A 22535-nucleotide genomic window follows, 5' to 3' on the forward strand; every position below is an offset into this window, starting at 1 on the left:
CTGTTAATTTCCTTAAGCATTATCTAAGCTTAAAACTAAGTTTATTTAACTTGCTGGAGATTATTATTTCCCGTCGCTATTTATCCAAACTTATCTGCTCTCTTGGTGTGCTTGCTTTGGCAATACCATGTCATGGCGTGCCTGCACCACAACAAACCCTAAGAGTGCCTGCGCAGGTTTTTGAGGACAATTCAGTCCACCTGTATTTTGTTTCGGCGCTTAAACTGGCTTTAGCCAAAACCGAATCCACCTCCGGGCAAACGAAAATCATACCGGATCCGTTTAACGCCACTCAGGATCGTTTACTCAGACAGGTAAAAGAAGGCACCACCGATGTGACCTGGGCAGTGACTTCTGTTGAGCGGGAACGTGAACATCTGGCAGTTTACTTTCCGCTCGCAAGAGGTTTGCTGGGTTACCGGCTTATGTTGATCCATCCAAATCGTCAGGCCGAATTTAACGATATCACCACAGCACAGTTGAAAAAGTTAGTGGCGGTGCAGGGGATAGGCTGGCCTGATACTGATGTTTTACGCTTTAACGGTTACCGTGTAGAGGAAGAACCGTTCAGCATGTTGTTTAAGCTTATCCACAATAATATGGCTGACTTTTTTCCAAGATCAGCTATCGAAATCCAGAATGAAGTGGATAACCGGCCGCAATTTAATTTGTTAATCGAAAAGAGTACCGCCTTCTATTACCCCTCGCCGATGTATTTTTTTGTCAATAAGCAAAACGTCAGGCTGGCCGAACGTATTCACCGTGGCCTCGATATAGCGCTTAAGGATGGCTCGTTAATGGCACTTTACCAAGGTGCATCTTTCGCCAGTTCTGCTGAGCAACTACTAAATGCCCATCGCGTTATTGAGCTTAAAAACCCGGTACTTTCCAAGCGTTCCATATACATGCTGACTGAATACAAAGACTTCCTCATTTCTCACTAAATAAATCTTAATATCAATAACTTAAGTATTAATGCGCCTTTTCTTATCGCATTAGTAGACAATCGGTCTATAATAATTAGACGACCAGTCTAAATTATTTAGACCAATCAGTTTAAATTGAGGTGAAAATGACACAAATAAGGCGAGGCAGGCCACCGAAATCAGCCAGAAATTTTGATGATACAAAAGAGGCACTGTTACTGGCCGGCATGGCAATTCTCACCGAACAAGGATTTAACACCGTCGGTATCGACATGATCCTAAAGCGTGTGGGTGTGCCCAAAGGCTCTTTTTATCATTACTTTAAGAACAAGGATGATTTTGGCTTACAGGTCATCGAACGCTACGACCAGTATTTCTGTGCCAAACTTCGCCGGTGTCTGGCGTCATCGCCAGCTGACCCACTCAAAGGACTCAGTACCTTTGTTGATGAAGCAGTAGAAGGGATGGAGAAATACCGCTTTAGTCGCGGCTGTCTGATAGGTAATTTTGGACAGGAGATGGCAATTTTATCAGATGAATTTAAGCATCCTTTGGCGCAGTCCTTAAAAAACTGGTCTTTTATGCTGGCTCACAACCTGGAGCAAGCCAAAATGCTAAACCTGATCGCATCTGACACCGACTGTTTACAGCAGGCGGAGTTTTTTTGGATAGGCTGGGAAGGCGCTATCCTGACAGCAAAAGTGATGCAATCCAGCGAACCCATGCGCAAATTTGCCACCGGGTATCTTAATCAACTGACACGTTCCTAGTTTAAGCAAAGCGGAGATAACCTCATGTTTAATGCAATTTATATCAATAAAGACGAACAGCACTACAGTGCAGAAATTAAAGCCCTGGAAGAGAGTGCCTTGCCCGATGAAGATGTTCTGATTAATGTTGATTACAGTACGCTTAATTATAAGGATGCACTGGCCATAACCGGTAAAAGTCCGGTCGTTCGTCAGTTTCCGCTGGTAGCGGGTATTGATTTAGCCGGTACCGTAGCAGCAAGTCGCTCTGATAAGTTCAAGGCCGGCGATAAGGTGTTGGTTAATGGCTGGGGTCTTGGCGAGCAATACTGGGGTGGTCTGGCCCAGAAAGCCAGCATTAATGCTGATTTTGTTCAGTTGCGCCCACCAGCACTCAGCAGTAAACATGCCATGGCAGTGGGTACAGCGGGTTATACCGCGATGCTTTGCGTTATCGCACTTGAGTCTCAGGGCGTAACGCCGGATCACGGGGAAATCCTGGTGACCGGTGCGAACGGCGGCGTGGGAACAACTGCTATAGCGATACTCGCCAAGCTTGGTTACGACGTAGTCGCATCCACGGGACGTCTTGAGCAGGCTGAAACCTTAAAAGCTCTGGGCGCTAAAGAGGTGATCGACAGAGCCTTGCTAAGTGAGCCGGGCAGACCGCTGGCCAAAGAGCGTTGGGCGGGCGTTGTGGATTCTGTAGGCAGCCATACCCTGGCAAATGCCTGTGCAGCAACCAAATCTGAGGGGGCGGTAGCCGCTTGCGGCCTGGCGCAGGGCATGGATTTTCCGGCAACCGTTGCGCCCTTTATATTGCGCGGTGTTAAATTGCTGGGAATAAACAGCGTTACCCAAACTCTGGCGGTGCGGGAAAAAGCCTGGGCTCGCGTGGTTGAGGATTTACCAGAATCTGCTTTAGCCATTATTACCCGTCAGGTTACCCTGGCAGAAGCGCTTACCGTAGCACCACAGTTTTTATCCGGCCAGGTGCAGGGGCGGGTAGTTGTGGATGTTAATGCTTAAGTAGCGACTTTGAACTGACCGTTTAAAGCTGGCGGTCAGTTCAGTACCGTTTATTTCCTTATTCGCCTTAAATTATTCTTTATGAATACGTTTTGGCAGGCATAGCCAGCGACACTTATTTAACCCGAATAGCTCATCGCCCTGAAATGGTTTCCGGGCATACCCACCTCGATTTTCTACGTTTATATCATCTCATTGCCCGGACAGGAGCAGGCTCAAACTGGCCAAACAATCATCTAAAACAAGCGATAGCGGTTATGCGTAACCCAATTTAAATAGGTAAGTCATTGATTTTTAGTTTTAGCCTCATTTCATTATCGTCAGGATGCAAAGCAGCCGCCAGGTGATTCAAAAAAAGTGAAACGATTGTTTCACTGATGTGTGGCGACAAATAATGGCTATTAATTATGAATTTCACGAATGTCGCAGCTAAATTTTGGGGAGTGTAGTAAGTCTGCTTTAACAGCAACCCACTCAGAATAGAGGCGCCCATAGACTACCCGGTTTGCTCATCAATAACTGCTTGTTCACTGGTAAGGAGGGATTGCCTGTGCTCCATGAATTTTACGCTATACTTAACCCTTAAATTTGTTATTGATTACTCTTAAAAATAAAAATTCTCAGGTTTTAATTGGTGTCGTCCCCGAACTTAATACATAAAATAACAACCAGACTTTTTATTCAGATTTTATCTGTTGTTCTGGTTGTTGAGGGCATCATCATGTTCACTTTGCACATGCTGTTTAGTGGACTGTCCGTTTGGCAGTACACTGCCATCGATATCTTTTTTCTTACCCTGGTATCTACACCGGTGATTTATTGGCGGGTTATTAAGCCTTATGAACACAACTTAGCTGAAGTCAGACAAAACGAAGACGCCATAATGGCTCAGCTTAAAACGTTGAACAGAGATTTAAAATTTCAACAGGAGTCGCTTAATCAACATGCCATAGTAAGTATCACCGATAAGCGTGGGGATATCATTTACGTTAACGACAAATTCTGCCTAATCAGTGGGTTTGAGCGAGAGGAACTTATGGGCCAGAACCATCGAATGGTCAGCTCCGGTTATCATTCCCGTGATTTTTTCGATGAGCTTTGGTCTACCATAAGTCGGGGTAAGGTATGGCATGGCGACATTAAAAACCGCGCTAAAAACGGTATTTATTATTGGGTGAACGCGACCATTGTGCCGTTTCTTGATGATAACAATAAACCTTTTCAATACATTGCGATACGAACTGATATTACTCAGCAAAAACGTACTGAAGAAGCGCTAAATCAGGCACAGAAATTAGGTCACATAGGAAACTGGCGATATGACCTTACCAGCGATTCACTGACCTGGTCTGACGAAATCTATAATATTTGTGGTTTGCCAGACTCTTTGCGTTCTACCAGCAAAGAATTATTTTTTGAGATTATCCATCCGGCTGACCGCGATGAGGTAACCAGGCAGTATGAAAACTCGTTAACAAGCAATGAACCTTTCGATGTTGAGCATCGAATTGTTCGCCGTGATAACGGTGAACTGCGCTGGGTACATCAGAAGTGCCTACATGACCGTAATATTCAAGGGCATGTAGTGCAATCTGAAGGAATCGTGCAGGACATCACTCCGCAAAAAGTTGCCCAGGAACAAATAGAACGGCTGGCCATGACAGACCAACTGACCGGACTTGCCAATCGGAATCAGTTTTATGCCACCTTTCATAAATATATCGCCATGGCATCCCGCGACTCTGCAATGCTTGCGTTAATGCTGCTTGATTTGGATAAATTCAAGGCGGTTAATGACACCTATGGTCACAAAACGGGTGACGCGTTGCTGGTCCGTGTTGCTCAACTGTTTAAACAGTCTTGCCGTGAAATTGATTTAATTTCACGGCTCGGGGGTGACGAGTTTGCTATCATTTTGTATAAACCGCTTGATAAAGGGGCCATTCGCGATGTGGCTCAGCGCATAGTGGAGACGTTTAATACGCCGGTGGACCTTGACGGTACCGAGGTGTCAATTGGGGTGAGTATCGGTATTTCATTGTATCCACAGCAAGGCACGCAGCTCAATACACTTATCGAACAGGCTGATGCTGCTCTCTACGCGGTAAAACGTGCTGGTAGGAATAACTATCAGTTTTACCAGGCCGAAAAACCAGAAATGCTCCCCTGATAAAAACATTTTGTCCTCATAAGCAATATTTTACGTGCTGAATCTGATAGGTGCTTTAGCCTAAAGAGCGCATAATCGCCGCGATTTTATTATTCAGGTTTTTTCTTTTATGCAATTTTCTAATGATCGCGTGTCGGTGTTCTCCTTACCGGAAGGCCAACTTGCGGCTGATTTTTCAATCGACATTGGCACTCGCTATCGTGACGCGGTTTTAATTGAATTACCCGGTGGCGAAGCGTGGTTTTTTGACTACGGTGTGGTCGTGTTCTGGGGCATCGACGAAGACGAAAGGTTATCACTGTTACATCGCCTTAAAATTCATTCTGAGTTGCTCGCTGGCGAGCATCAGGAGCATTTCCGTTTTGTTTGCGAAGGTAACGAAGTCAAATTACAAAAAGACCTGATCACCTTATCTTCAGAAGATCCGCTGTTACGACTGGCAATCAGCCACGCGCTGGCACAATCGATCAAACTCAATGACTATGAATTACGTGCTCAGCATACCATTGCAGAGTACAGTCATTTACCTAAAGTGCTGGCAGAAACCGGCTCAATAAAGCTGGGACGGCGCAAGATTGCCAGTATCAGAGGACATTTGTTCAGTACCAAAAGTGACATATTTTTGCACTATAACTTGTTGGATACGCCTGAATTTTTTTGGGAATACCCGGTGTATGAGTCTGCCTATAATACGGCGGCAAAATATCTTGATATCAAACCAAGGGTAGAACTGTTATCCAACAAATTAAACGTTATTCATGAACTGTTTGATATGCTGGCCGATGAGCTTAAACACAAGCATTCTTCGTTTCTGGAATGGATTATTATCATCCTTATCGCATTTGAAATAGTGATGGTCGGCGCTGAAGGCTTGTTGTCCTTATTGTGATGTGGAGCTGTAAACCTTTACTCCGGGTTTACAGCCAGGGTTTCCCGCGCAATGACCTCACCATGTAATATGACTGTCTTAATGGATTGCCAGTGCTCTACTGCTTGCTGTGGGTTTTTATCCAGAATCAGTAAATTGGCTATTTTACCCGTTTCGATGGTGCCGTAACGGTCGGCCATATCAAACTGCAACGGGCCGTTAATGGTGGCGGCATCAAATATCTGCCCGGCAGTAATGCCGGCTTCTGCCATTTTTTGCATTTCATAATAGGTTGATAAACCAGGGGCGGCTGCGTAAGACGGACTGGATGGATAATCTGATCCCAGTATCAACGGATAGCCCTGATTAGCCACGTAAGCGGCAGCCCTTTGTGCCCGGGAGACGCCATAACCGGTTAACTCAAACACGGTGGCTTCGGGCAAGTCGCCAAAATCTCGGGTAATTTCACGCTTAAACCATTGACCTTCCTCCGTGGTATACCAGTTGAGTAACGAGTGGGGGAGTACTTGTTCGCGACGGGTATCGGTTAAGGTTTTGTCATCATACATACCCTGCAATGACAGCATGACCTGAATAGTTGGCATGTAAGCGGTGTGACTATTAATAAGTGTATCGAGGGTTTCGGTAACCGGCGGCTGGTCCGGATTAGCTGGCCACTGCCAGTTCCATAATCCGTGGGCCAGGCCGTCCACATGATGTGTCAGCGCAATCTGGAACATATCGATAGCATTGGCATGGGCCCATACCTGTATGTTATGAATGCTCGCTTCGTTTCGTATTGAATTAAGTGTTGCGCTGCTTTGCAATGGCCAGTGCGATGCCGCACCAAATCCATCTTCCACATAAATTTTAATGCAGGGCGCGCCCGCAGCGGCAATATCAGCAATCACCGCTTTTGCGGTATGACGTGATGGGTCAATGCCATCAGGCAGATCATAAGTCTGTTCAGCTTCCAGAATAAAATAGCGGGCATGTTTAAAGGTGTAGTCAGCGGAAAAGTGAGGGTAGCCGCCGATAACCGGAATAGGTTGACAGGTAAAATAGTCCGGATGCTGCGGGGCCTGTTTAAATTGCGCTTCGCCCTCGTTTCCTCCCATATTCAGTACTTGTGTAATCCCGTAATACAACAGACTTTTAGGTAACTGTGTAAGGTAGTCTGCAACCAGGTTGGCATGTTTATCTGCCTGTGGCGTCGCCAGATAACCTACGCCAGGGATCGTATTGGAATGGATGTGGCTATCCATAATCCCGGGGCTCAAAAACTGCCCGTCGCCCTGAATAACCACAGCGAAAGGCTCCCGGGGTTTAAGTGGTGCAGGGCTAATTTCGGTGATTAATCCATCGCTGACGCGAACCGAGTAGTGGGGTTTGGGCTCAGCTAAGTGCGCTGACACCAAAGTAATATTCTGCACTATCAGCTCTTTCGCAGTTACCGTGGCAGAAAAATACAGCACCAGACTGACCAGCAGAAATAACGATTTCATTGTGGTAACTCCCTTACTCATAACAAATCAACAGTAACCATTATTAAAAGCAATTTTGGTGCTAACAAGTCTATTTCTGTTACCAAACGTTAAGAGCTAGCAGTGTCTGAATATAAAAAGCGGGAGTTCCGGATTATCAGGCAAAGTTTCGACCGTATTGCTCTAACTCTGAAAGGTGATTTAAGTAGACACTGTGTAGTAAGACAACGCGTTATTTTATGAATATGCCGAGGATCCATGTCGCATACAACTGCACCAGCTCACCTCATCGAAAATTGTTTTTATGAGGGTGAACGCCCATTATTTGGTTTGAAAAATCACACCTTAGACAGAGTTAAAATTTATCCTGGCGAGTCCGCCCTTAAGCACAGTGAGGATCTTATTACCCGTAACTGTGAATACATGGGCAAATATCCTTACTGGCACAGCAATAATATTGTTATCGCCGATTCACTTTTTACCCCGTATGCTCGCGCAGCAATCTGGTATGCGCAGCACATCCACATGAAAAACTGTGTCGTTGATGCGCCCAAAATGTTTCGACGAGTAGCTTATTCAATCATCGAAAACACCCGATTTACCGATGCCGGGGAAACCTTCTGGAATTGTCACGACGTTTCATTACACAACGTTGAACTGGCTAAAGCAGACTACGTATTTATGAACGGCGAAGAGTTACAGATTGAAAATATGAAGCTACAAGGCAACTACTCTTTTCAGGATGCCCGTAACGTAGTGATCCGAAACTCGTATCTCAACTCCAAAGACGCATTATGGGGTACTGAAAACGTTACTGTGCACGACAGCATACTGGAAGGTGAATACCTGGGGTGGTATTCAAAAAATCTGAAGTTAGTTAACTGCACCATTCGCGGTGGTCAGCCTTTGTATTATGCTGAAGGTCTGGTGCTGGAAAATTGTAAAATGGAAAACACCGACCTGTGTTTTGAATACTCAGATGTTCAGGCTGACGTAATCAGCACTATAGACAGTGTAAGAAACCCAAAAGGCGGGTGGATCCATGCTCCCGAAATCAAGGAAATCATTATTGACGAACACTGTTTGTCGCCGGGTGCCTGCAAAATCGTGCAGACTAATCAGGTAAATGTGTAATGTCTGAATTCGATTTTGACCAGATTATTGGGCGCAGAGACACCGACTCCTGTAAATGGGATGCCCCAAAAGCCGCAGATAAGTTGCCAATGTGGGTTGCTGATATGGATTTTAAGACAGCGCCATGCGTAATTGAAGCGCTACAGGCACGGGTTGAGCATGGCATCTTTGGCTACGCTCAGGTGCCGTCATCTTATTACGATGCAGTCACTAACTGGTTTGCCACCCAACATCAGTTTACCTTTAAACCAGAGTGGATGCTGTATACCTCAGGCGTGGTACCGGCTATCTCGGCCATTTTAAAGGCTTTAATCGAGCCGGGTGATAAAGTCATTGTGCAGACGCCGGTTTATAATTGCTTTTTTTCCAGCATTCGCAACATGCAGGCACAATTAGTGGAAAATCCCCTGATTTGCCAACAAGGCTATTACCAAATGGACTTTGCCGACTTACAACAAAAAGCAGCAGATCCTAAAGTAAAGGCTTTACTCTTGTGCAACCCACATAACCCGGTGGGAAGAGCCTGGACCAAAGAGGAATTAACCCGGCTGGGCGACATTTGTCTGGCCCACGATGTCACTGTGATTTGCGATGAAATCCACTGTGACTTGGTTTTTCCTGGCGTGATACATCAGCCTTTTGCTGCCATTAACGAACGCTTCGCCCAATGCAGCGTGACAACGGTTGCAGCCAGTAAAACGTTTAATCTTGCCGGGCTGCAACTGGCCAATATCCTTGTGAAGGAGCCTGAGTTACGCCAAAAAATAGACAAGGCATTAAATGTTCATGAAGTTTGTGATGTGGGGCCCCTTGGCATTACTGCTGCCACCGCAGCTTATACTCACGGACAGGAATGGCTCGCCGCACTCAGGCAATATCTTTTTCAGAATTATCAGCATGTAGTGCATTTTTTCACGCAACATTGCCCCCAAATCACCGTTACCAAACAGCAAGCAACCTATCTGGTATGGCTTGATATCACGGAGACGGGTTTTTCATCGGATGAGCTTAGTCAGATGCTCGCCGAGCAGGGCAAACTGCTATTAAATTCCGGTACGGTGTATGGCAGCAAAACGGGTGAGGGCTATATCCGGGTAAACATTGCGTGCCCAAGAAGCATCCTGGAAGATGGTTTGCGTCGTATTGTAAAGGTAATTGCCAATAACCGCGTTTAATACTCCAATAACCCCAGTTTTATAAGGGAAGATACCTTTTGGGTATACTGTTAGAGTGCAAAAGGTATTTCCCTGATCTATCAAGCCCGTGTAAGTTTACACCTTGTTAACTTATGGCATGCAGAGTCGGTTGATTAACAGGTGCTTTTTATGGCATTTTTTCTTTTTCACCAATCAACTACCGCTGGCATAACAACCACATAGCGTCGATAAATGAGTAATATCTAACGTTAACAGCGCATTAGCTACAATAAAGAAGCTATTAACAACATTTATCGAACAGCACCGTGGTTGCCATAAAATTTGTAACAAATACAAGGTGGTAATTATGTCAATGCGTGGCGTATTGCGATTAGCAGAAGTACAAATGCGGGTGTTGGATATGGCAGAGTCCAAACAGCACTACGGGACCCGTATGGGCTTACACGAAATGATGACCGACGACAATGGGCTGGTGTATTTTAAAGCCTGGGCCGAACACGATCATCATAGTCTGGTGTTAAGGGAAACCGACAGAGCCGGCCTAGATCACATCGCGTTTAAAGTTTATGACGATGCGACCCTGGATGATCTGGAAAAGAAAATTATTGAATTTGGCATCAACGTTGAGCGGGTAGAGGCGGGCGTGTACCCAAAAAGCGGACGCCGTTTGAAATTTACCCTACCCACCGGCCACGAAATGCATTTGTTTGCCGAAAAACAACAGGTAGGTAATTCGCTGGGCACTTTCAATCCCGACGTGATCCCAGATGATGACGTGTGCCGTGGCTTTAGAATTAATGCGCTGGATCACGTCTTTATTGTTGGTCCTGATGCTGATCAAAACCTTAAATTGTTTACCGAAGTGTTTGATTTCAGCTATACCGAAAGAGTTATCGATGCGGATGGCAACACCGTTTTGTTTTTTGTGAGCTGTTCCAGCCGGGCCCATGACATTGCCTTTGGAATGAATCCCGAGCCAGGGCTAATCCATCACGTGTCTTTCAGGCTGGAAAATCCACAGGATCATATTCGCGCCGCAGATTTAATTGGCAAATATGAGATTCCGGTGGAAATGAACGACCGTCACGGCGTGACTCAGGTGAAAACCATTTATTATTTTGACCCATCCGGTAACCGCAATGAGGTATTTTGTGATGGCTATACCTATTATCCGGACATGCCGCTGCTGACCTGGACCATGGATGAGCTCGACCACGCCGCCTTTTCGCAGTCGTTACGGGTGCCAGAAAGTTTTCTTGGGGTTTACACTTAGCCTGCTAATCTCACAGAAAAAGCCGGACCAAGCAAGTGCTCCGGCTTTTTTGTAGTAAACGCCTCTTTTTTGCACCGTTTTAACCTTGTACACGTATTAACCGTTGTTAATAGCCATGAAAGGGTGGCAACGTTATGCAAGATATCAATGGTGAATGCCACTATGGACCTGCTGATTAATAGCCTGCTGGTGTGGATCCAACTTCACACTGAGTACGACACCCGCAGTTTGCCCCATCCTCAGGTAATCATGATGACGCCGAAAGAATTGACTTCAGAACTCTATGCTGACGCGCCAGCGCTGGCCCCGGCTAATGGCATTGATCATCGCATTAATGCCCTGTACGCCTTTGAAACAGGAGAGTCTGGAACCATTTTTATTAAACACCCGACACTGGTTGAAGATTCCGACCGATTTGCTTCCCCTTTGGATAACCCAAAGTTTCGCGAAATCCTGCTACATGAGTTAATTCACCATGTTCAGTGGCACACCGGAGAAGCCCAACAGTGGCAATGCCCCAAACAGGGGGAAACCGAAGCCTATTTACTGGGGGCGAAATACCTTGAACAGCACGACACCGCAGATCCACTGTACGACAGATGGTTTTGGGCGAATAGCTACGCCATCTGTTAACTACTGATTTATTGGATAAATTCCAGCCAGCTTTGCAGCAAGTGCTTAAACTCAACTAATCCGCAGCCAGCCACAGGGCCATCAGAGAATTCTTCTTCAAACTCCTGGCCTGATAACTCGGTATTATTTAAAAATAAATCCACTTCGTCATCGGCGATCACCAAATGATAAATCTTACCGGTGATTTCGGCATCTGCAGCACGTTTAGCCAACAAGCCATCAACAGTTAGCAGTAAATCGCTAATCGCTTTAGTATTGGTGCCCAGGTCATGACTTAACCAATCGCCAAAGGCTTCACTTTCGATATCACATTTGGCCAGGGGCTGGCCCGTTACATCGGTAACAAATTCAAAATCCATGACGATTCTCAGATCAGGTTGTTGGGGAAGAAAAAACGTACCCGGTGTTATCCAGCTCTGTAAGATAAACCCGCACGTCAAATTCCAGTTGATGATAGTCGGGTAACATGTGCTGGCATAACTGATAAAACGCTTTGTTATGGTCTTTCTCTTTGAGATGCGCGAGCTCGTGCACCACAATCATATTAAGAAAAGGCTCAGGCGTATTTTTAAACAGTTCGCTTACCCGCAGTTCATTTTTACTCTTAAGCTTACCGCCTTGCACACGGGATACATACGAATGTAGGCCCAGAGCATGATTAACCACATGAATTTTGTTGTCGAACACGACCTTACTGAGCGGTTGTGTTTTTTTCATGTACTGGTTTTTTATGTCCAGCGCATAATCCCGCAGGGCTTTGTCATTGTTGATGGTATGAATTGTACGATAGCGGGAACGCAGCCAGTCACCCAATTTGTTTTCATCCTGCAAACGACGGATTTGCGCCTGCAAATGTTCAGGGTAATGTGCCAGATAGGGAAGGGGCGTTGCCATGGAATAATCACGGGTTGTCATCGGGGCTGGCATTATACACATCTTTGTATAAGAGGTGATTCAGATTATAAATGAGCCTGGCGCATAATTTATCTAAAAAATGAATAAATGCGACCGGCTATTATCTGATTGTTTGGTGTTTTCATCAGGTTACGCTGGAGTACTAAATCACAAATCCCTGATAAATGGGGCTGCATAGGGTTTATGGAGTGCGATTTCCTCTTTTGACAAGCCTTTTAGCTCGTAAGGAAAGACCAGCCAGTCAGTGGTTTGATGAAGGCAAAAATCCGGCGTCAGGGCAGTGCGGTTATAATCTTTTCTCTGATACAGCGTGGCGATTCTCACCTGCTGTGGCATGTTGCGTTTTAGCTTTGATTGCAGGCGATTTATTACTGCATTGATATTGTGGCCAGAACTAAACACATCATCAACAATCAGCAAGCCATCGTCCGCGTTAAGCTTTTCTATCAGGTATTGTGTGCCATGAACGCGGATTTTGTCCGGCGTTTCCACCATGTTGTGGTATTCCGGCAGACCAGGATAGGAGGTTCTGAGGGCAATGTGATCGGTGTTAACGCCCAGGGTTTGCAAACATTCCTGCACGTATATGCCAACCGAACTGCCACCACGCCAGAGCCCCACAATAAAACTGGGACGAAAGCCACTTTCAAAAATCTGTACACCTAAACGAAAGGCGTCTTCGATAATCTGCTGTTCTTCCAGGAAACGCTTTTCCACTGGGCTACTCCATTATGATACGATGACATCAGGTTATCATAGCACCTGACTGATTGGGCGGGTAATGTCTTTTCTGTAGGAAAAACAATGAAAAGTAAAACATATCTTAGTGCACAAGGGCTGTTGGAAGACTCGTTTAAACTGGCACAAAAAGTGTTTGATTCAGGTTTCAAGCCTACCTTCATTATTGCCGTATGGCGAGGCGGAGCGCCCATAGGTATAGCCGTTCAGGAATACCTTGCTTTTCATGGGATCGAAACAGACAACATCGCTATTCGTACTTCGTCTTATCAGGGTATCGATAACCAGGCCAAAGAGGTCAAAGTGCAAGGCTTAAACTATCTGGTTAAAAACATTCAGCATCATGACCGCCTGTTGATAGTGGATGATGTGTTCGATAGTGGTCGTTCGGTCGAGACCATCATTGCCAGGTTAACCGAGCTGTGCAGGCTAAATACACCAGAAGATATTCGTGTTGCCGTGCCGTATTACAAGCCCGAACGTAATCAAACTAACCTGATCCCCGATTACTACTTGTATGAAACACAAGAATGGCTGAAGTATCCCCATTCACTGGAAGGACTCTCCCCACAGGAAATCGCTGAACACCGGCCAGAATTGTTCGAAATCATTAAACATCACTTACCGGAGTAAGCAGCTGCGGGTTGCTTTACTAGACGAACTGGGCGATGAACAACGCAATGTCTTAACCACGCTGCATCCCATTGGCCGGTTAGGCAAACCAGAAGAAGTTGCTTTGTTGGTTCTGTTTCTGCTTTCCGATCACCCATCTTTCATTACCGGCAGCTACCACCTGGTAGATGGCGGATATACCGCAAGTAATACAGCGGAAACATAAAATTGGTAGCAGTGCATATCAGGTACCAATTTGATGCGTTTCGACAGTCTAAAATCCAGACGAATAACATTATGTTAAATTGAGCGTGAATTTACTTTTAACGTACATTGTTACTAGTTGGGGAAAATACAGATACTCATTAAAATTGAACAAATTGAAAAGTGATACAAATAATCTGACCCTGCGTAATAGCTTTCAATCATCAGATTAGCATTCAGCGCCAGTTGGTGACACTGAAACAAGATTAAGAAAAATAACAGACGTAGGTATTTTAATGTTTGGATTGTTCAGGAAAGACCCCAGCAAAAAACTCAGAAAACAATATGATGTAAAACTAGAGCAAGCAATGCACGCTCAGAGAAATGGCGACATTAAAACCTATTCAATGTTAACGGCTGAGGCCGAAGCCTTGTGGGCAGAGATAATGGCTCTGGAGAGCAAGAAGCAGAATTAACAAAGAAATAAATCACCAGTAAGCCGCGAGTATCAAGCCCGGATATTTGACAACGGTGTTTACAATCGGATTGGTTATTTTATTAATGGCAAGCTGTATATCGATTTAGATTCCGGTGCAGAAAGCAGTGTGATAGTGGCTGACTAAAGGAAGCAGATACACAGCTAGGCCCTCTCAACCGTTCACATATACAATTGCGCATAATGTATATTATGTTAAATAATGTATTTTAATAGCCTTGCAGCAGTAAGTCTTTGAAATTTACAACACAAAACGAGATTTTCTGCCAGCAAGAGATTTTTCTTCTTCATTTTTATGATTCTTCAACTACCAATTTCTCCTTTAGTTTCAAAGTAATGGTTCACAGTCAAAATACTGTATCTGGCACTTCACCAGATATCGAAGAAATGGACAATGCTAATTAGAGATTGGAAAGCGGCCATGAGTCAGTTTATGATTATGTGCAGTGACCGCATATCACTATGATAAATAGCCACTTACACGGAGGATCATCTTACAGTCTCCAGCTGTTTTTCGAGTACGGCCATATGCTGTATCAAATCCTGATGTTTAATTCGAGAAGATTCTAATCGGTTCATAACTTCGTCGTAATTTTTTGAAACATGATAGTAATGCTCGGTCAATTGATTGTCATTGATATGTTCATCACTACCCTCATGGAACATCTTATTTCTATATTCGTTGAAGCTACTTTTTTCGTTTTCTAACATGTGCCTTTTTTCTTGAAGCATATTTATTTCTTTTTCGTACTTATACATTTGATTCCGAACGCTTTCCAACTCTTCTGCCAAATGCATCTGTTGCATCTTCCGGTGTCTATATAGCTCTATCTCTTTATTTCGTTGCTGCGCCAATTTATCACGGCGCCTTACTTCTCTTATTTCTTCGACAATCTCTTCGCTTACTTGTTCGCCCAAATTCTCTCTGGCTAGTTCTAGAAAACGGTCAGCCTGATACATATGAAATGTTTGATTAGCTCTGTCCTTAAACTCCTTTACCAGCTCTGGACGAGGTCCCACCGTCTTGCCTTTGAATTTTTCCCACCAGTCTTCCTTTTTATCATCAGTTACTAATACCACGCCTGTACCTAACTCGATCGCTTTATCTATTACCTGAGTCCACACAATAAGGTCGCCATACTTTCTGCATTTTTCAGAAAAAACCTCACTATCACCCTACTTTGAACCATCTTTAAAGCCGGGTGGTATTTTTTGTTTATATCGTTCTTCACCATCTGCAATTAGTTTCTCTATCTGCCCCTTCTCGTAAGGAAAGCCAACATTATTCTCAAATATTCTTGCAATAGCGTCTTTAATTTCGTCATTATTAATGCGAGTTGTATGGACTAATTTATTGTTTTTTAACTCACGACAAAGCTCATCAAAAACACCACTAACTTTTTCCATAATATCTTTACTTACAAAGGGGTGTTGACGGGAATTTTCTAAATCTCGTTTTAATGACTCAATTGATTTTTCAGTGTCATCATAAGATTTTTCTTGCTGGTCGATTACCGACAAGCGATTATTTAAGTATTCCTCAGCAGCCCTATGGGGGAGCCAAGCTCTATCTCTAATTTTATCCAAAATACGAAGAAACTCTTTACGAGTCGTATCTGAATATCGATAGAGGTTCAGAAGGATATTAGCATCAAATACAAATAGTGACGTTTCCCATACTTCTCTTAGGCTTTTATCGCTTTCCTTAAAATGACCAGGAAATAAATCCTTCATGTTGTCTCCCAAAATGAACAGTTTTTTACTAATACTTCATGGTGACACCGTTTCCTCTGAAAAACCATATCCTGTGTTTTCATGGGAAAGAATATGAAAGTCTGCTTCACGTAAAAAGCCGACCATAGGAAGCCAGTATCAAGATGACTGCTTTTAAACAAAAGCTGCCTTAGCAACGGCAAACCAAAACTATAAATCTTCATCACAACTGGATCAGAGTATCTTGCCTGCATATACATTGTCACATGGTAGAGCACCCTAGTTTCATTAAAAATTATCGGACTAAAATCGGTATTCGAGGTAGATTCCCCGCCCGCTGATACTTCTTACTACTATTGACCTTTCCCCTAATCACAAATAAACACCCGCCCCTTATTCATCCACTCAATGCGGTATCGTATAAGTTTGCAAAAATTCTGGGTAATTGAATTGCTGTTTTTGGTAAGTCATCGATAAGTTGATTCCTTTAAACAACTTCTTAATCAATGAATACTGTATTCCTAAGTGGGAAGATTTGGACTTGTCCCAAGGTAAGAAACCTTGAGTGACGTTATTTTCGATGGCATTTAACGAGGTCATTTTAAACATCCATATAGTGATTAATATTTACTTCCTTGTTCTTTTTATTCCACTACTGCTTAACGTGACTGCTCAAAATTAAAACATATTGACTATTTAATCAACAGTGGCTACGTTAAAAAATACTAAAAAGCCACTTATTCCTAAATGACGATAATCTTGGAATCGGATGCGCTAAGTCATATTGGATTGACCAAGGAAGCAAATTTATGGCCCGAACTTACAAAGAACGTCGAGCTAGTATTGCAATTGCAAGGGGGGAAACGAAAGACTATTTGACTTATCGCAGAATGATGCGAACTCTTTCAGAAGACCGAATCAATATCGTTACTCAAGGCGATTCTTGGTTTGATTTCCCAAGAATAGAGAGCCTTAGTTTAGGGCCTGCGAATATAATAGATTGGCTTGTCAGCATGACGAACTTCGGTGATGGGAAGCTTAAAAAATGTACTTTTTATCGTCTCGAAGAAAATGGTGAAGAAATTGCTACGATGTCTGAACGTGAAGAACTCGAAGATTTAATCGATGCACTGGAAGTACCATGGGATATTCATTATGTACTCCTAAGCGGTGGTGGGAACGATTTTACCGGTTTCGAGCATATTCACGATGTTATTTTGAAAGAACCTAAAGGCGCTATAAATGAACCTGAATCATGGATAAATGACGAAGAGTTTAATCTACGATTAAAGCAAGTAGAGCTATCATTCAGCACTATTATCAACAAAATTCTTAAATACAAACCTGATTCTAGGATTTTATCTCACACCTACGACTACCTAATGCCTTCCGATGTTGGCGTGGAGTTACTTCGTAGAGTAGATCTCAGTAGCATATTCTCAGGCCCGTGGGTCAGCCCAGGTATGTCTAATATTCCAGAAAATCTTCGTCTTTCGGTTGTCAAACTAATGATTGATCGATTTGTTAACGTTTTAGAGACGGTCAAACAGTCTTATCCAAATAATTTTGATTTTGCAGATTTAAGGAACACCTTAACACCTGGGGATCAAACACATTGGTTGAATGAGATGCATCCCACATCAAAAGGGTTTGAAATGCTCGCAGTTAAATTATTAGAAAAGCTACCTTTACTTCAAAATTAAAATTACAAAAGGAATTATTGTCATGTCAGAAGGAAGAAACTTGGTTGTTTGCTGCGATGGTACTTGGAATTCATCCAATAATATGGATGGTGAATCACCTGCCCCTACGAATGTACATAAGCTCTTTTCATTACTTGAAACAGATGATCCACAACAGTTGACTCGTTACCAAGCAGGAGTTGGTACAGAGGGTTACATTGACCAAGTTACAGGTGGATTGCTTGGGATTGGCATAAATGAAGACATACGCGACTGCTACCAATGGTTGAGTGACAAGTATCAACCTGGAGACAGAATATTTTTGTTTGGCTTCAGTCGAGGCGCTTTTGCAGCTAGAAGTTTAAGTGGTTTAATTACGAAAGCCGGATTAATAGACTTTAAGAAGACAAATGCAAACACCAATGCATCAAGACAAGACATAATTAGTGACTTGTATCACTGCGTTTATAATGATGTAGATATAGATTCAGACTACTCGTTCCATCCAACTTCTCAAGGTATCTATTTTATTGGTGTTTGGGATACAGTTGGTTCATTGGGTATCCCAGATGATAAAGCAATTCTAGACTTATTCGATAATCCCGATAAGTACAAGTTTCACAACACAAAACTTAGTGAATTCGTCAAATATGCTCGACATGCAGTTGCATTGGATGAACGGAGAAGTAGTTTTAGCCCTACTCTTTGGACTGAAATTCCTGAGGTCTGTGACGTAAAGCAAATTTGGTTCCCAGGAGTTCATTCCAACATAGGCGGAGGCTATAAAGAAACAGGACTGTCGGATTGTACTCTCTTATGGATGATAGAAGAGCTGAAGGAATTACCTAACAAATTGTTGTTTGATATGCATATGGTCAAACAAATCATACCGAACCCTTTTGGCAGACTGCATAACTCCTACTCTGGTGTTATGAAGGTGCTTCGAAGTTTACCCAGAGCAATCCCGAATATACTAGCGAGTAAAGACGTAAGTGAATATGCAAGGCTCAGGTTTCAAAAACCGCCAATTCAGCAAGGTAAATATCTTCCTCATCGTCAGTTTGTCGAAAACAAAGTGACTGTTGACGTCTATGCAAAACACCGTTGGTATTGGACTGGTATCTATTTAGAAAAAGGAGTTTACGAGTGCACTGCGGAAGGTGAATGGGTAGATAGAACAATACCGTGTTCACCAAAAGGAATGAACGACGGTAAATTTCATATTGGTGAATTGGTACAAATGTTGGGCACTGCAATTGGCTGGTTTGAGTCAGCCTGGAATTGGGCGCGCAGAAACGAACACAAGGATGACCTTATCTCTATAACCAAACGGATAGAAGATGCGGACTGGTTCACTTTAATTGGTGTAATTGCCAATCAGGAGTGCCCTAAGCAAGATGGAGATCCACCCCCTCCACAAATTGAAGTTATCGGCGACTCTGCCAAGTTTACAGTTAACAAACCTGGTTATTTGTACTGTTTCGCTAACGACGTTTGGGCCATGTACGACAATAACCGAGGTTACGTCACTTTAACAGTCGAAGTTCTTCCATCGACAGAATAGATAGGAATGCTGAATAATTCAATGATAGTAGGGTTGCCGAAATTACCTCGAAAAGCGGAACGAATTTTCGATCTGGAATTCAGATTGTGATGAGGGAAAAGCTGTGTTTTGATCATATATTACTTTGTTGACCTTTTACGTTTTAAATTACAAATTATGACTGCCAAAAAATGACAAGAAATATATCAACCGTTTTAATGAACAAGTGCTTATTTTTATTCGCCGTAGTTGCAATTCAAAGTTTCAGTATAACTCACGCTGCGGAACTGAAAGTTGATGAGAACATCAAAGAGGGTAATCGCTGGGAAGCTGTCATTCCAAAAAATGTATCTGGCTCTTTCCGGCTTGTTTCTTTTACTTTATCTCGATTGGCATCGTACTCAAGAGACGATGTTCTCGCCTTACATGTATATGTACCTGAAAAAGGTCAAACGCATATAACTGCGAACAATATTGTAAAAAACAATGTGAATTACCAGATGGAGGTTAAGAAAACGGATTTTGAGCAAGGCTGGAGTGTATTTACACCGTGGTCAGTTAATGATGTCTTGCTTCCAAATGGTATCAAAGCTAAAAATTTAGGAATAGAAGCTAAATTAGATGAGCAAACATATTTACCTACGGTTTTGAGAAGAAAAGGAGTCAATGATGTTAGCAGCGAGCGAGCTTATGCCCTTCATTTTTTTACTCCTGCGAATATCAAATCCATTCACTATCGTGTTGTTGAAGGAAACCAGAAGAAGCTAGAAGGAGTTCTAACAGATATTTTTGCCGCATCTACCTTTCGTCTTGATCTCAACATGGAGAACATGAGTAATGGCTTCTATAAATTAATACTAGAAATTACTTGGATTAACAATCGAAAATCAATCAAAACTTATCCTTTTTATCATTTAGAATATGAAGATAATTGAACTTAAACAAGAGTTGCCACTTTTGTTCGCAATCATTTTTGTGGCTGTGATTATTGTTGCTATTCTTACCCTCTTTAACAAAAAATCGGACGTTCTAATATCGCTGCAGGTGGAGGCGCTTTCTTTTAAAACTCAGAATGATCTTATTAATTTGTTTGCCTTGAGTAGAACAATTGATAAAACTTCTGTTTTTGTCCAGCATTTTTCTTCATTTGAAGCTCACCACTGGACTGATGAAGGGGGACTGGAAGTAAACAATACAACTTCATCCGACATTTCTGATCGCCTTATACTCAAAAATGTCTATGTCGACGAACTGGATATACCGAAAGGGGTAAGTATTACTCTTTCATCGACCGATTCTGAAATCGAACAAGTGAGTGTTCATTTTCAGGATACTGAGTCGAACTTTAACTTCCACCCTATTGGCAACGATTCATCCTATAATTTTAATGATTTAGGAAGAGAGAAAATTAATGAAGATGGGAAATTCACAGTTAAGCCATCAGATGGGAAATTAAATTTGAGCTTTAGATTCGAGTCTGAAGCAGGGCTTATGGAGAGTGAAATAATAAAAATTGACCATCTTGTTGTTAATAAAATGATAAATCCAACGTTGCAACCTTCTATAAAGTCAGGAAAAATTGAAATATTGAGTACAGGGGAAGAACTCAGCATTCACAAAAATGCTCGCCTCTACTTTCAGGAAAAAGACATTTTTCTTATAACTGATTTGTTCGTTAAAAACGGACTAATCAATGTGGTTTTAGAAGGAAGTACATCGAGTATTTACTATGGCTCGAATAGATCAAACATAATTCCAAACTACCTCTACTTCTTTGCGAAGAATAACTTTGTGCTCATAATCTTTAATACTGTATTTGTACTGATTACTTTCATGATGGCTTTAGTAAGATTTACCAATGAAAATTAAAAATATATTCTTGCTTTTAATCCTTATATGCTCTCAAGCCAAAGCCAGCGCTTCTGTGGAATCGCTTGTTAAAATTCAAAGTGGAGATATGTCTACTAATGGGAACGGAGTGATTTTAGGCCATGATGACAATCATGTTTATTTGGCCACAGCTATGCACGTCATTGATGGTATTGATCTTTCAAAAGTGTTTTTTTCATTTTACCAATATACAAATTATCCGAACTTTAAAAAACTGGAAATTGTCGGTGGTGAAGTAGTCGAAAGTTTTAAGGGTATTGATTTATCCTTTATAAAAGTGCAAAAAACATCTTCTCAAAAGAGTTCTGCTAAGCTCTCTGTAGAGCTTGGTGATACACAACTCTGTAGGAATAGAGAAAAAACGACAATTTTAGGATTCTCAGGTGCAGCTACTAACACATTTCAGAAAGTAGAATCTGAGTTGATGACATTTGACTATTATGATAGTCCTGAGTTTTTTAGGATTACTTCTCCTAACATCGAGGAAGGTATGTCTGGTTCTCCGGTGCTAGGTAATCAAAGTATATGGAGAGGGATTTTGTTATCAAAAGCAAATTCTAACCAAGGTCAAGTCCTACATGTAAATGAGATCATAAAAAAGATCGACTCTTTGAATATCCCAAAAAACAATATTGGAAACCACCTAAAATCAGGAGTGACATGGAACTTGTCTTCAATTTATGTTAAAGCTAAACACGGTAGGCAAGAGATTAATGTCGATGTGATAAAAGAACTAAAAATCAAATTGAATCCAAATGGAAAAACAACCGGAACAATTTCAGCCACATATTGCTATACCGAGACCGGAATCAGGTTTAGTGATGTTAAGGGAAACGGATACACTTTCAATACTCCTAGTTCAAATAATCCAGCTTTCTTTAATCCACATTTCATTTTTTCTCCCACGATATTAGCTCACAATTACCGAATTACTGAGCCTCCTTTCGCATTTAATTTCAATACAGGAAAGGGATCAGAGCCAAAACTTCAACTGGAAGATGAAAGTTACAGACTTCTATTTAATAAATTAAATTAATGTATCAGTTTGTTGTCGCCAACTTCGTATAAGGGAGTCTGAATCGTTTACTTGCGTTGATACTTGTCTGCCCTCACTCTGCCTGATGCATTCTGCGTGTGGTATGTTTGAAGATTGGTGCTAATTCAGGGGAAAGGTCAATTCACCGCCCGCCGAGACTAACTAAATCAGTAAGCAAAGCTATGAACCAAGCAGTATCAGGATGTCAAATGACTATTCAAAAAATAAATCTCATTTTATGTGACAGTGTTTTTTTTGGTAAATTTATAACTCATTGATAATC

21 protein-coding genes and 1 pseudogene are annotated in these 22535 nt (G+C 42.4%); 17 read left to right on the plus strand and 5 right to left on the minus strand.

Annotated elements, in window-relative coordinates:
• Positions 1 to 116 precede the first annotated feature (116 nt).
• From BFC17_RS08965 to BFC17_RS08990, 5 genes are all read left to right on the plus strand, one after another.
• Positions 117 to 944 (plus strand): transporter substrate-binding domain-containing protein, encoded by an 828-nt coding sequence (locus BFC17_RS08965; protein WP_175439552.1) that lies wholly within the window; start codon positions 117 to 119, stop codon positions 942 to 944.
• Between the two features lie 128 nt (positions 945 to 1072).
• Positions 1073 to 1696, plus strand: a complete 624-nt coding sequence (gene acuR, locus BFC17_RS08970) for an acrylate utilization transcriptional regulator AcuR (RefSeq protein WP_070176093.1) — start codon at positions 1073 to 1075, stop codon at positions 1694 to 1696.
• Positions 1697 to 1720: 24 nt separating this feature from the next.
• Positions 1721 to 2704 (plus strand): acrylyl-CoA reductase (NADPH), encoded by a 984-nt coding sequence (gene acuI / locus BFC17_RS08975; RefSeq protein ID WP_070176094.1) that lies wholly within the window; start codon positions 1721 to 1723, stop codon positions 2702 to 2704.
• A 721-nt stretch (positions 2705 to 3425) separates the two neighbouring features.
• Positions 3426 to 4874: a sensor domain-containing protein gene (locus BFC17_RS08985; RefSeq protein ID WP_139142031.1), complete on the plus strand. Its 1449-nt coding sequence runs from the start codon at positions 3426 to 3428 to the stop codon at positions 4872 to 4874.
• Positions 4875 to 4983: 109 nt separating this feature from the next.
• Positions 4984 to 5763, plus strand: coding sequence for an RMD1 family protein (locus BFC17_RS08990; RefSeq protein WP_070176097.1), 780 nt, complete (start codon positions 4984 to 4986; stop codon positions 5761 to 5763).
• Positions 5764 to 5780: 17 nt separating this feature from the next.
• On the opposite strand, the gene BFC17_RS08995 is transcribed toward BFC17_RS08990, so the two are convergent.
• A complete protein-coding gene (locus tag BFC17_RS08995; RefSeq protein WP_070176098.1) occupies positions 5781 to 7247 on the minus strand; it encodes an amidohydrolase family protein in 1467 nt (488 codons plus the stop codon).
• Between the two features lie 237 nt (positions 7248 to 7484).
• Here BFC17_RS08995 and BFC17_RS09000 point away from each other — a divergent pair, with 237 nt between their 5' ends.
• From BFC17_RS09000 to BFC17_RS09015, 4 genes are all read left to right on the plus strand, one after another.
• Positions 7485 to 8360, plus strand: coding sequence for a DUF3737 family protein (locus tag BFC17_RS09000; protein WP_070176099.1), 876 nt, complete (start codon positions 7485 to 7487; stop codon positions 8358 to 8360).
• Positions 8360 to 9535, plus strand: coding sequence for a MalY/PatB family protein (locus BFC17_RS09005; RefSeq protein ID WP_070176100.1), 1176 nt, complete (start codon positions 8360 to 8362; stop codon positions 9533 to 9535). Before BFC17_RS09000 ends, BFC17_RS09005 begins: the two co-directional genes overlap by 1 nt.
• Before the next feature lie 328 nt (positions 9536 to 9863).
• Entirely contained in the window at positions 9864 to 10790 is a 927-nt protein-coding gene (locus tag BFC17_RS09010) for a catechol 2,3-dioxygenase (protein WP_070176101.1), read from the plus strand.
• A gap of 147 nt (positions 10791 to 10937) precedes the next feature.
• Entirely contained in the window at positions 10938 to 11423 is a 486-nt protein-coding gene (locus BFC17_RS09015) for a hypothetical protein (RefSeq protein WP_070176102.1), read from the plus strand.
• 8 nt (positions 11424 to 11431) lie between these two features.
• Here BFC17_RS09015 and BFC17_RS09020 read toward each other — a convergent pair whose 3' ends face one another.
• From BFC17_RS09020 to BFC17_RS09030, 3 genes are all read right to left on the minus strand, one after another.
• Entirely contained in the window at positions 11432 to 11782 is a 351-nt protein-coding gene (locus BFC17_RS09020) for a YacL family protein (RefSeq protein ID WP_070176103.1), read from the minus strand.
• A gap of 13 nt (positions 11783 to 11795) precedes the next feature.
• On the minus strand, positions 11796 to 12317 hold the full coding sequence (locus BFC17_RS09025) for a M48 metallopeptidase family protein (RefSeq protein ID WP_070176297.1): 522 nt from the start codon (positions 12315 to 12317) through the stop codon (positions 11796 to 11798).
• A gap of 168 nt (positions 12318 to 12485) precedes the next feature.
• Complete coding sequence (locus BFC17_RS09030) at positions 12486 to 13055, minus strand: phosphoribosyltransferase (RefSeq protein WP_070176104.1); 570 nt, start codon at positions 13053 to 13055, stop codon at positions 12486 to 12488.
• Positions 13056 to 13142: 87 nt separating this feature from the next.
• Between BFC17_RS09030 and BFC17_RS09035 the strand changes: the two genes are divergently transcribed.
• The 3 genes from BFC17_RS09035 (at position 13143) to BFC17_RS09040 (ending at position 14368) form a co-directional block, all read left to right on the plus strand.
• Positions 13143 to 13709: a phosphoribosyltransferase gene (locus BFC17_RS09035; protein ID WP_070176105.1), complete on the plus strand. Its 567-nt coding sequence runs from the start codon at positions 13143 to 13145 to the stop codon at positions 13707 to 13709.
• A gap of 28 nt (positions 13710 to 13737) precedes the next feature.
• Complete coding sequence (locus BFC17_RS22800; protein ID WP_373287135.1) at positions 13738 to 13914, plus strand: SDR family oxidoreductase; 177 nt, start codon at positions 13738 to 13740, stop codon at positions 13912 to 13914.
• Between the two features lie 274 nt (positions 13915 to 14188).
• Positions 14189 to 14368, plus strand: coding sequence for a DUF6435 family protein (locus BFC17_RS09040; protein WP_070176106.1), 180 nt, complete (start codon positions 14189 to 14191; stop codon positions 14366 to 14368).
• Positions 14369 to 14877: 509 nt separating this feature from the next.
• On the opposite strand, the pseudogene BFC17_RS22805 reads toward BFC17_RS09040, so the two are convergent.
• Positions 14878 to 16122, minus strand: a pseudogene (locus tag BFC17_RS22805) (PIN-like domain-containing protein).
• Between the two features lie 788 nt (positions 16123 to 16910).
• Between BFC17_RS22805 and BFC17_RS09060 the strand changes: the two are divergent.
• The 5 genes from BFC17_RS09060 (at position 16911) to BFC17_RS09080 (ending at position 22252) form a co-directional block, all read left to right on the plus strand.
• The gene (locus BFC17_RS09060; protein WP_070176109.1) at positions 16911 to 17804 is read left to right on the plus strand and encodes a hypothetical protein; all 894 of its coding nucleotides are present in this window, start codon (positions 16911 to 16913) and stop codon (positions 17802 to 17804) included.
• Between the two features lie 22 nt (positions 17805 to 17826).
• On the plus strand, positions 17827 to 19347 hold the full coding sequence (locus tag BFC17_RS09065; protein ID WP_070176110.1) for a DUF2235 domain-containing protein: 1521 nt from the start codon (positions 17827 to 17829) through the stop codon (positions 19345 to 19347).
• A 170-nt stretch (positions 19348 to 19517) separates the two neighbouring features.
• Entirely contained in the window at positions 19518 to 20261 is a 744-nt protein-coding gene (locus BFC17_RS09070) for a hypothetical protein (RefSeq protein ID WP_139142032.1), read from the plus strand.
• A gap of 22 nt (positions 20262 to 20283) precedes the next feature.
• Positions 20284 to 21195: a hypothetical protein gene (locus BFC17_RS09075; RefSeq protein WP_139142033.1), complete on the plus strand. Its 912-nt coding sequence runs from the start codon at positions 20284 to 20286 to the stop codon at positions 21193 to 21195.
• Positions 21185 to 22252, plus strand: a complete 1068-nt coding sequence (locus BFC17_RS09080; RefSeq protein ID WP_070176113.1) for a S1 family peptidase — start codon at positions 21185 to 21187, stop codon at positions 22250 to 22252. Before BFC17_RS09075 ends, BFC17_RS09080 begins: the two co-directional genes overlap by 11 nt.
• The last annotated feature ends 283 nt before the right edge of the window (positions 22253 to 22535 follow it).

The sequence above is a fragment of the Marisediminitalea lipolytica genome, assembly GCF_001758465.1.
GTDB lineage: Bacteria > Pseudomonadota > Gammaproteobacteria > Enterobacterales > Alteromonadaceae > Alteromonas > Alteromonas lipolytica.

Bases quoted from the DNA above. Each gene is read 5' to 3' on its own strand.
- BFC17_RS09070 (WP_139142032.1), top strand. From the start codon at position 19,518: ATGACAAGAAATATATCAACCGTTTTAATGAACAAGTGCTTATTTTTA.
- BFC17_RS09010 (WP_070176101.1), top strand. From the start codon at position 9,864: ATGTCAATGCGTGGCGTATTGCGATTAGCAGAAGTACAAATGCGGGTG.
- BFC17_RS09015 (WP_070176102.1), top strand. From the start codon at position 10,938: ATGGTGAATGCCACTATGGACCTGCTGATTAATAGCCTGCTGGTGTGG.
- acuI (WP_070176094.1), top strand. From the start codon at position 1,721: ATGTTTAATGCAATTTATATCAATAAAGACGAACAGCACTACAGTGCA.
- BFC17_RS09065 (WP_070176110.1), top strand. From the start codon at position 17,827: ATGTCAGAAGGAAGAAACTTGGTTGTTTGCTGCGATGGTACTTGGAAT.
- BFC17_RS09040 (WP_070176106.1), top strand. From the start codon at position 14,189: ATGTTTGGATTGTTCAGGAAAGACCCCAGCAAAAAACTCAGAAAACAA.
- BFC17_RS09005 (WP_070176100.1), top strand. From the start codon at position 8,360: ATGTCTGAATTCGATTTTGACCAGATTATTGGGCGCAGAGACACCGAC.
- BFC17_RS08995 (WP_070176098.1), bottom strand. From the start codon at position 7,247: ATGAAATCGTTATTTCTGCTGGTCAGTCTGGTGCTGTATTTTTCTGCC.
- BFC17_RS09060 (WP_070176109.1), top strand. From the start codon at position 16,911: ATGGCCCGAACTTACAAAGAACGTCGAGCTAGTATTGCAATTGCAAGG.
- BFC17_RS09000 (WP_070176099.1), top strand. From the start codon at position 7,485: ATGTCGCATACAACTGCACCAGCTCACCTCATCGAAAATTGTTTTTAT.
- BFC17_RS09080 (WP_070176113.1), top strand. From the start codon at position 21,185: ATGAAAATTAAAAATATATTCTTGCTTTTAATCCTTATATGCTCTCAA.
- BFC17_RS08990 (WP_070176097.1), top strand. From the start codon at position 4,984: ATGCAATTTTCTAATGATCGCGTGTCGGTGTTCTCCTTACCGGAAGGC.
- BFC17_RS09035 (WP_070176105.1), top strand. From the start codon at position 13,143: ATGAAAAGTAAAACATATCTTAGTGCACAAGGGCTGTTGGAAGACTCG.
- BFC17_RS08985 (WP_139142031.1), top strand. From the start codon at position 3,426: ATGTTCACTTTGCACATGCTGTTTAGTGGACTGTCCGTTTGGCAGTAC.
- acuR (WP_070176093.1), top strand. From the start codon at position 1,073: ATGACACAAATAAGGCGAGGCAGGCCACCGAAATCAGCCAGAAATTTT.
- BFC17_RS09020 (WP_070176103.1), bottom strand. From the start codon at position 11,782: ATGGATTTTGAATTTGTTACCGATGTAACGGGCCAGCCCCTGGCCAAA.
- BFC17_RS09025 (WP_070176297.1), bottom strand. From the start codon at position 12,317: ATGGCAACGCCCCTTCCCTATCTGGCACATTACCCTGAACATTTGCAG.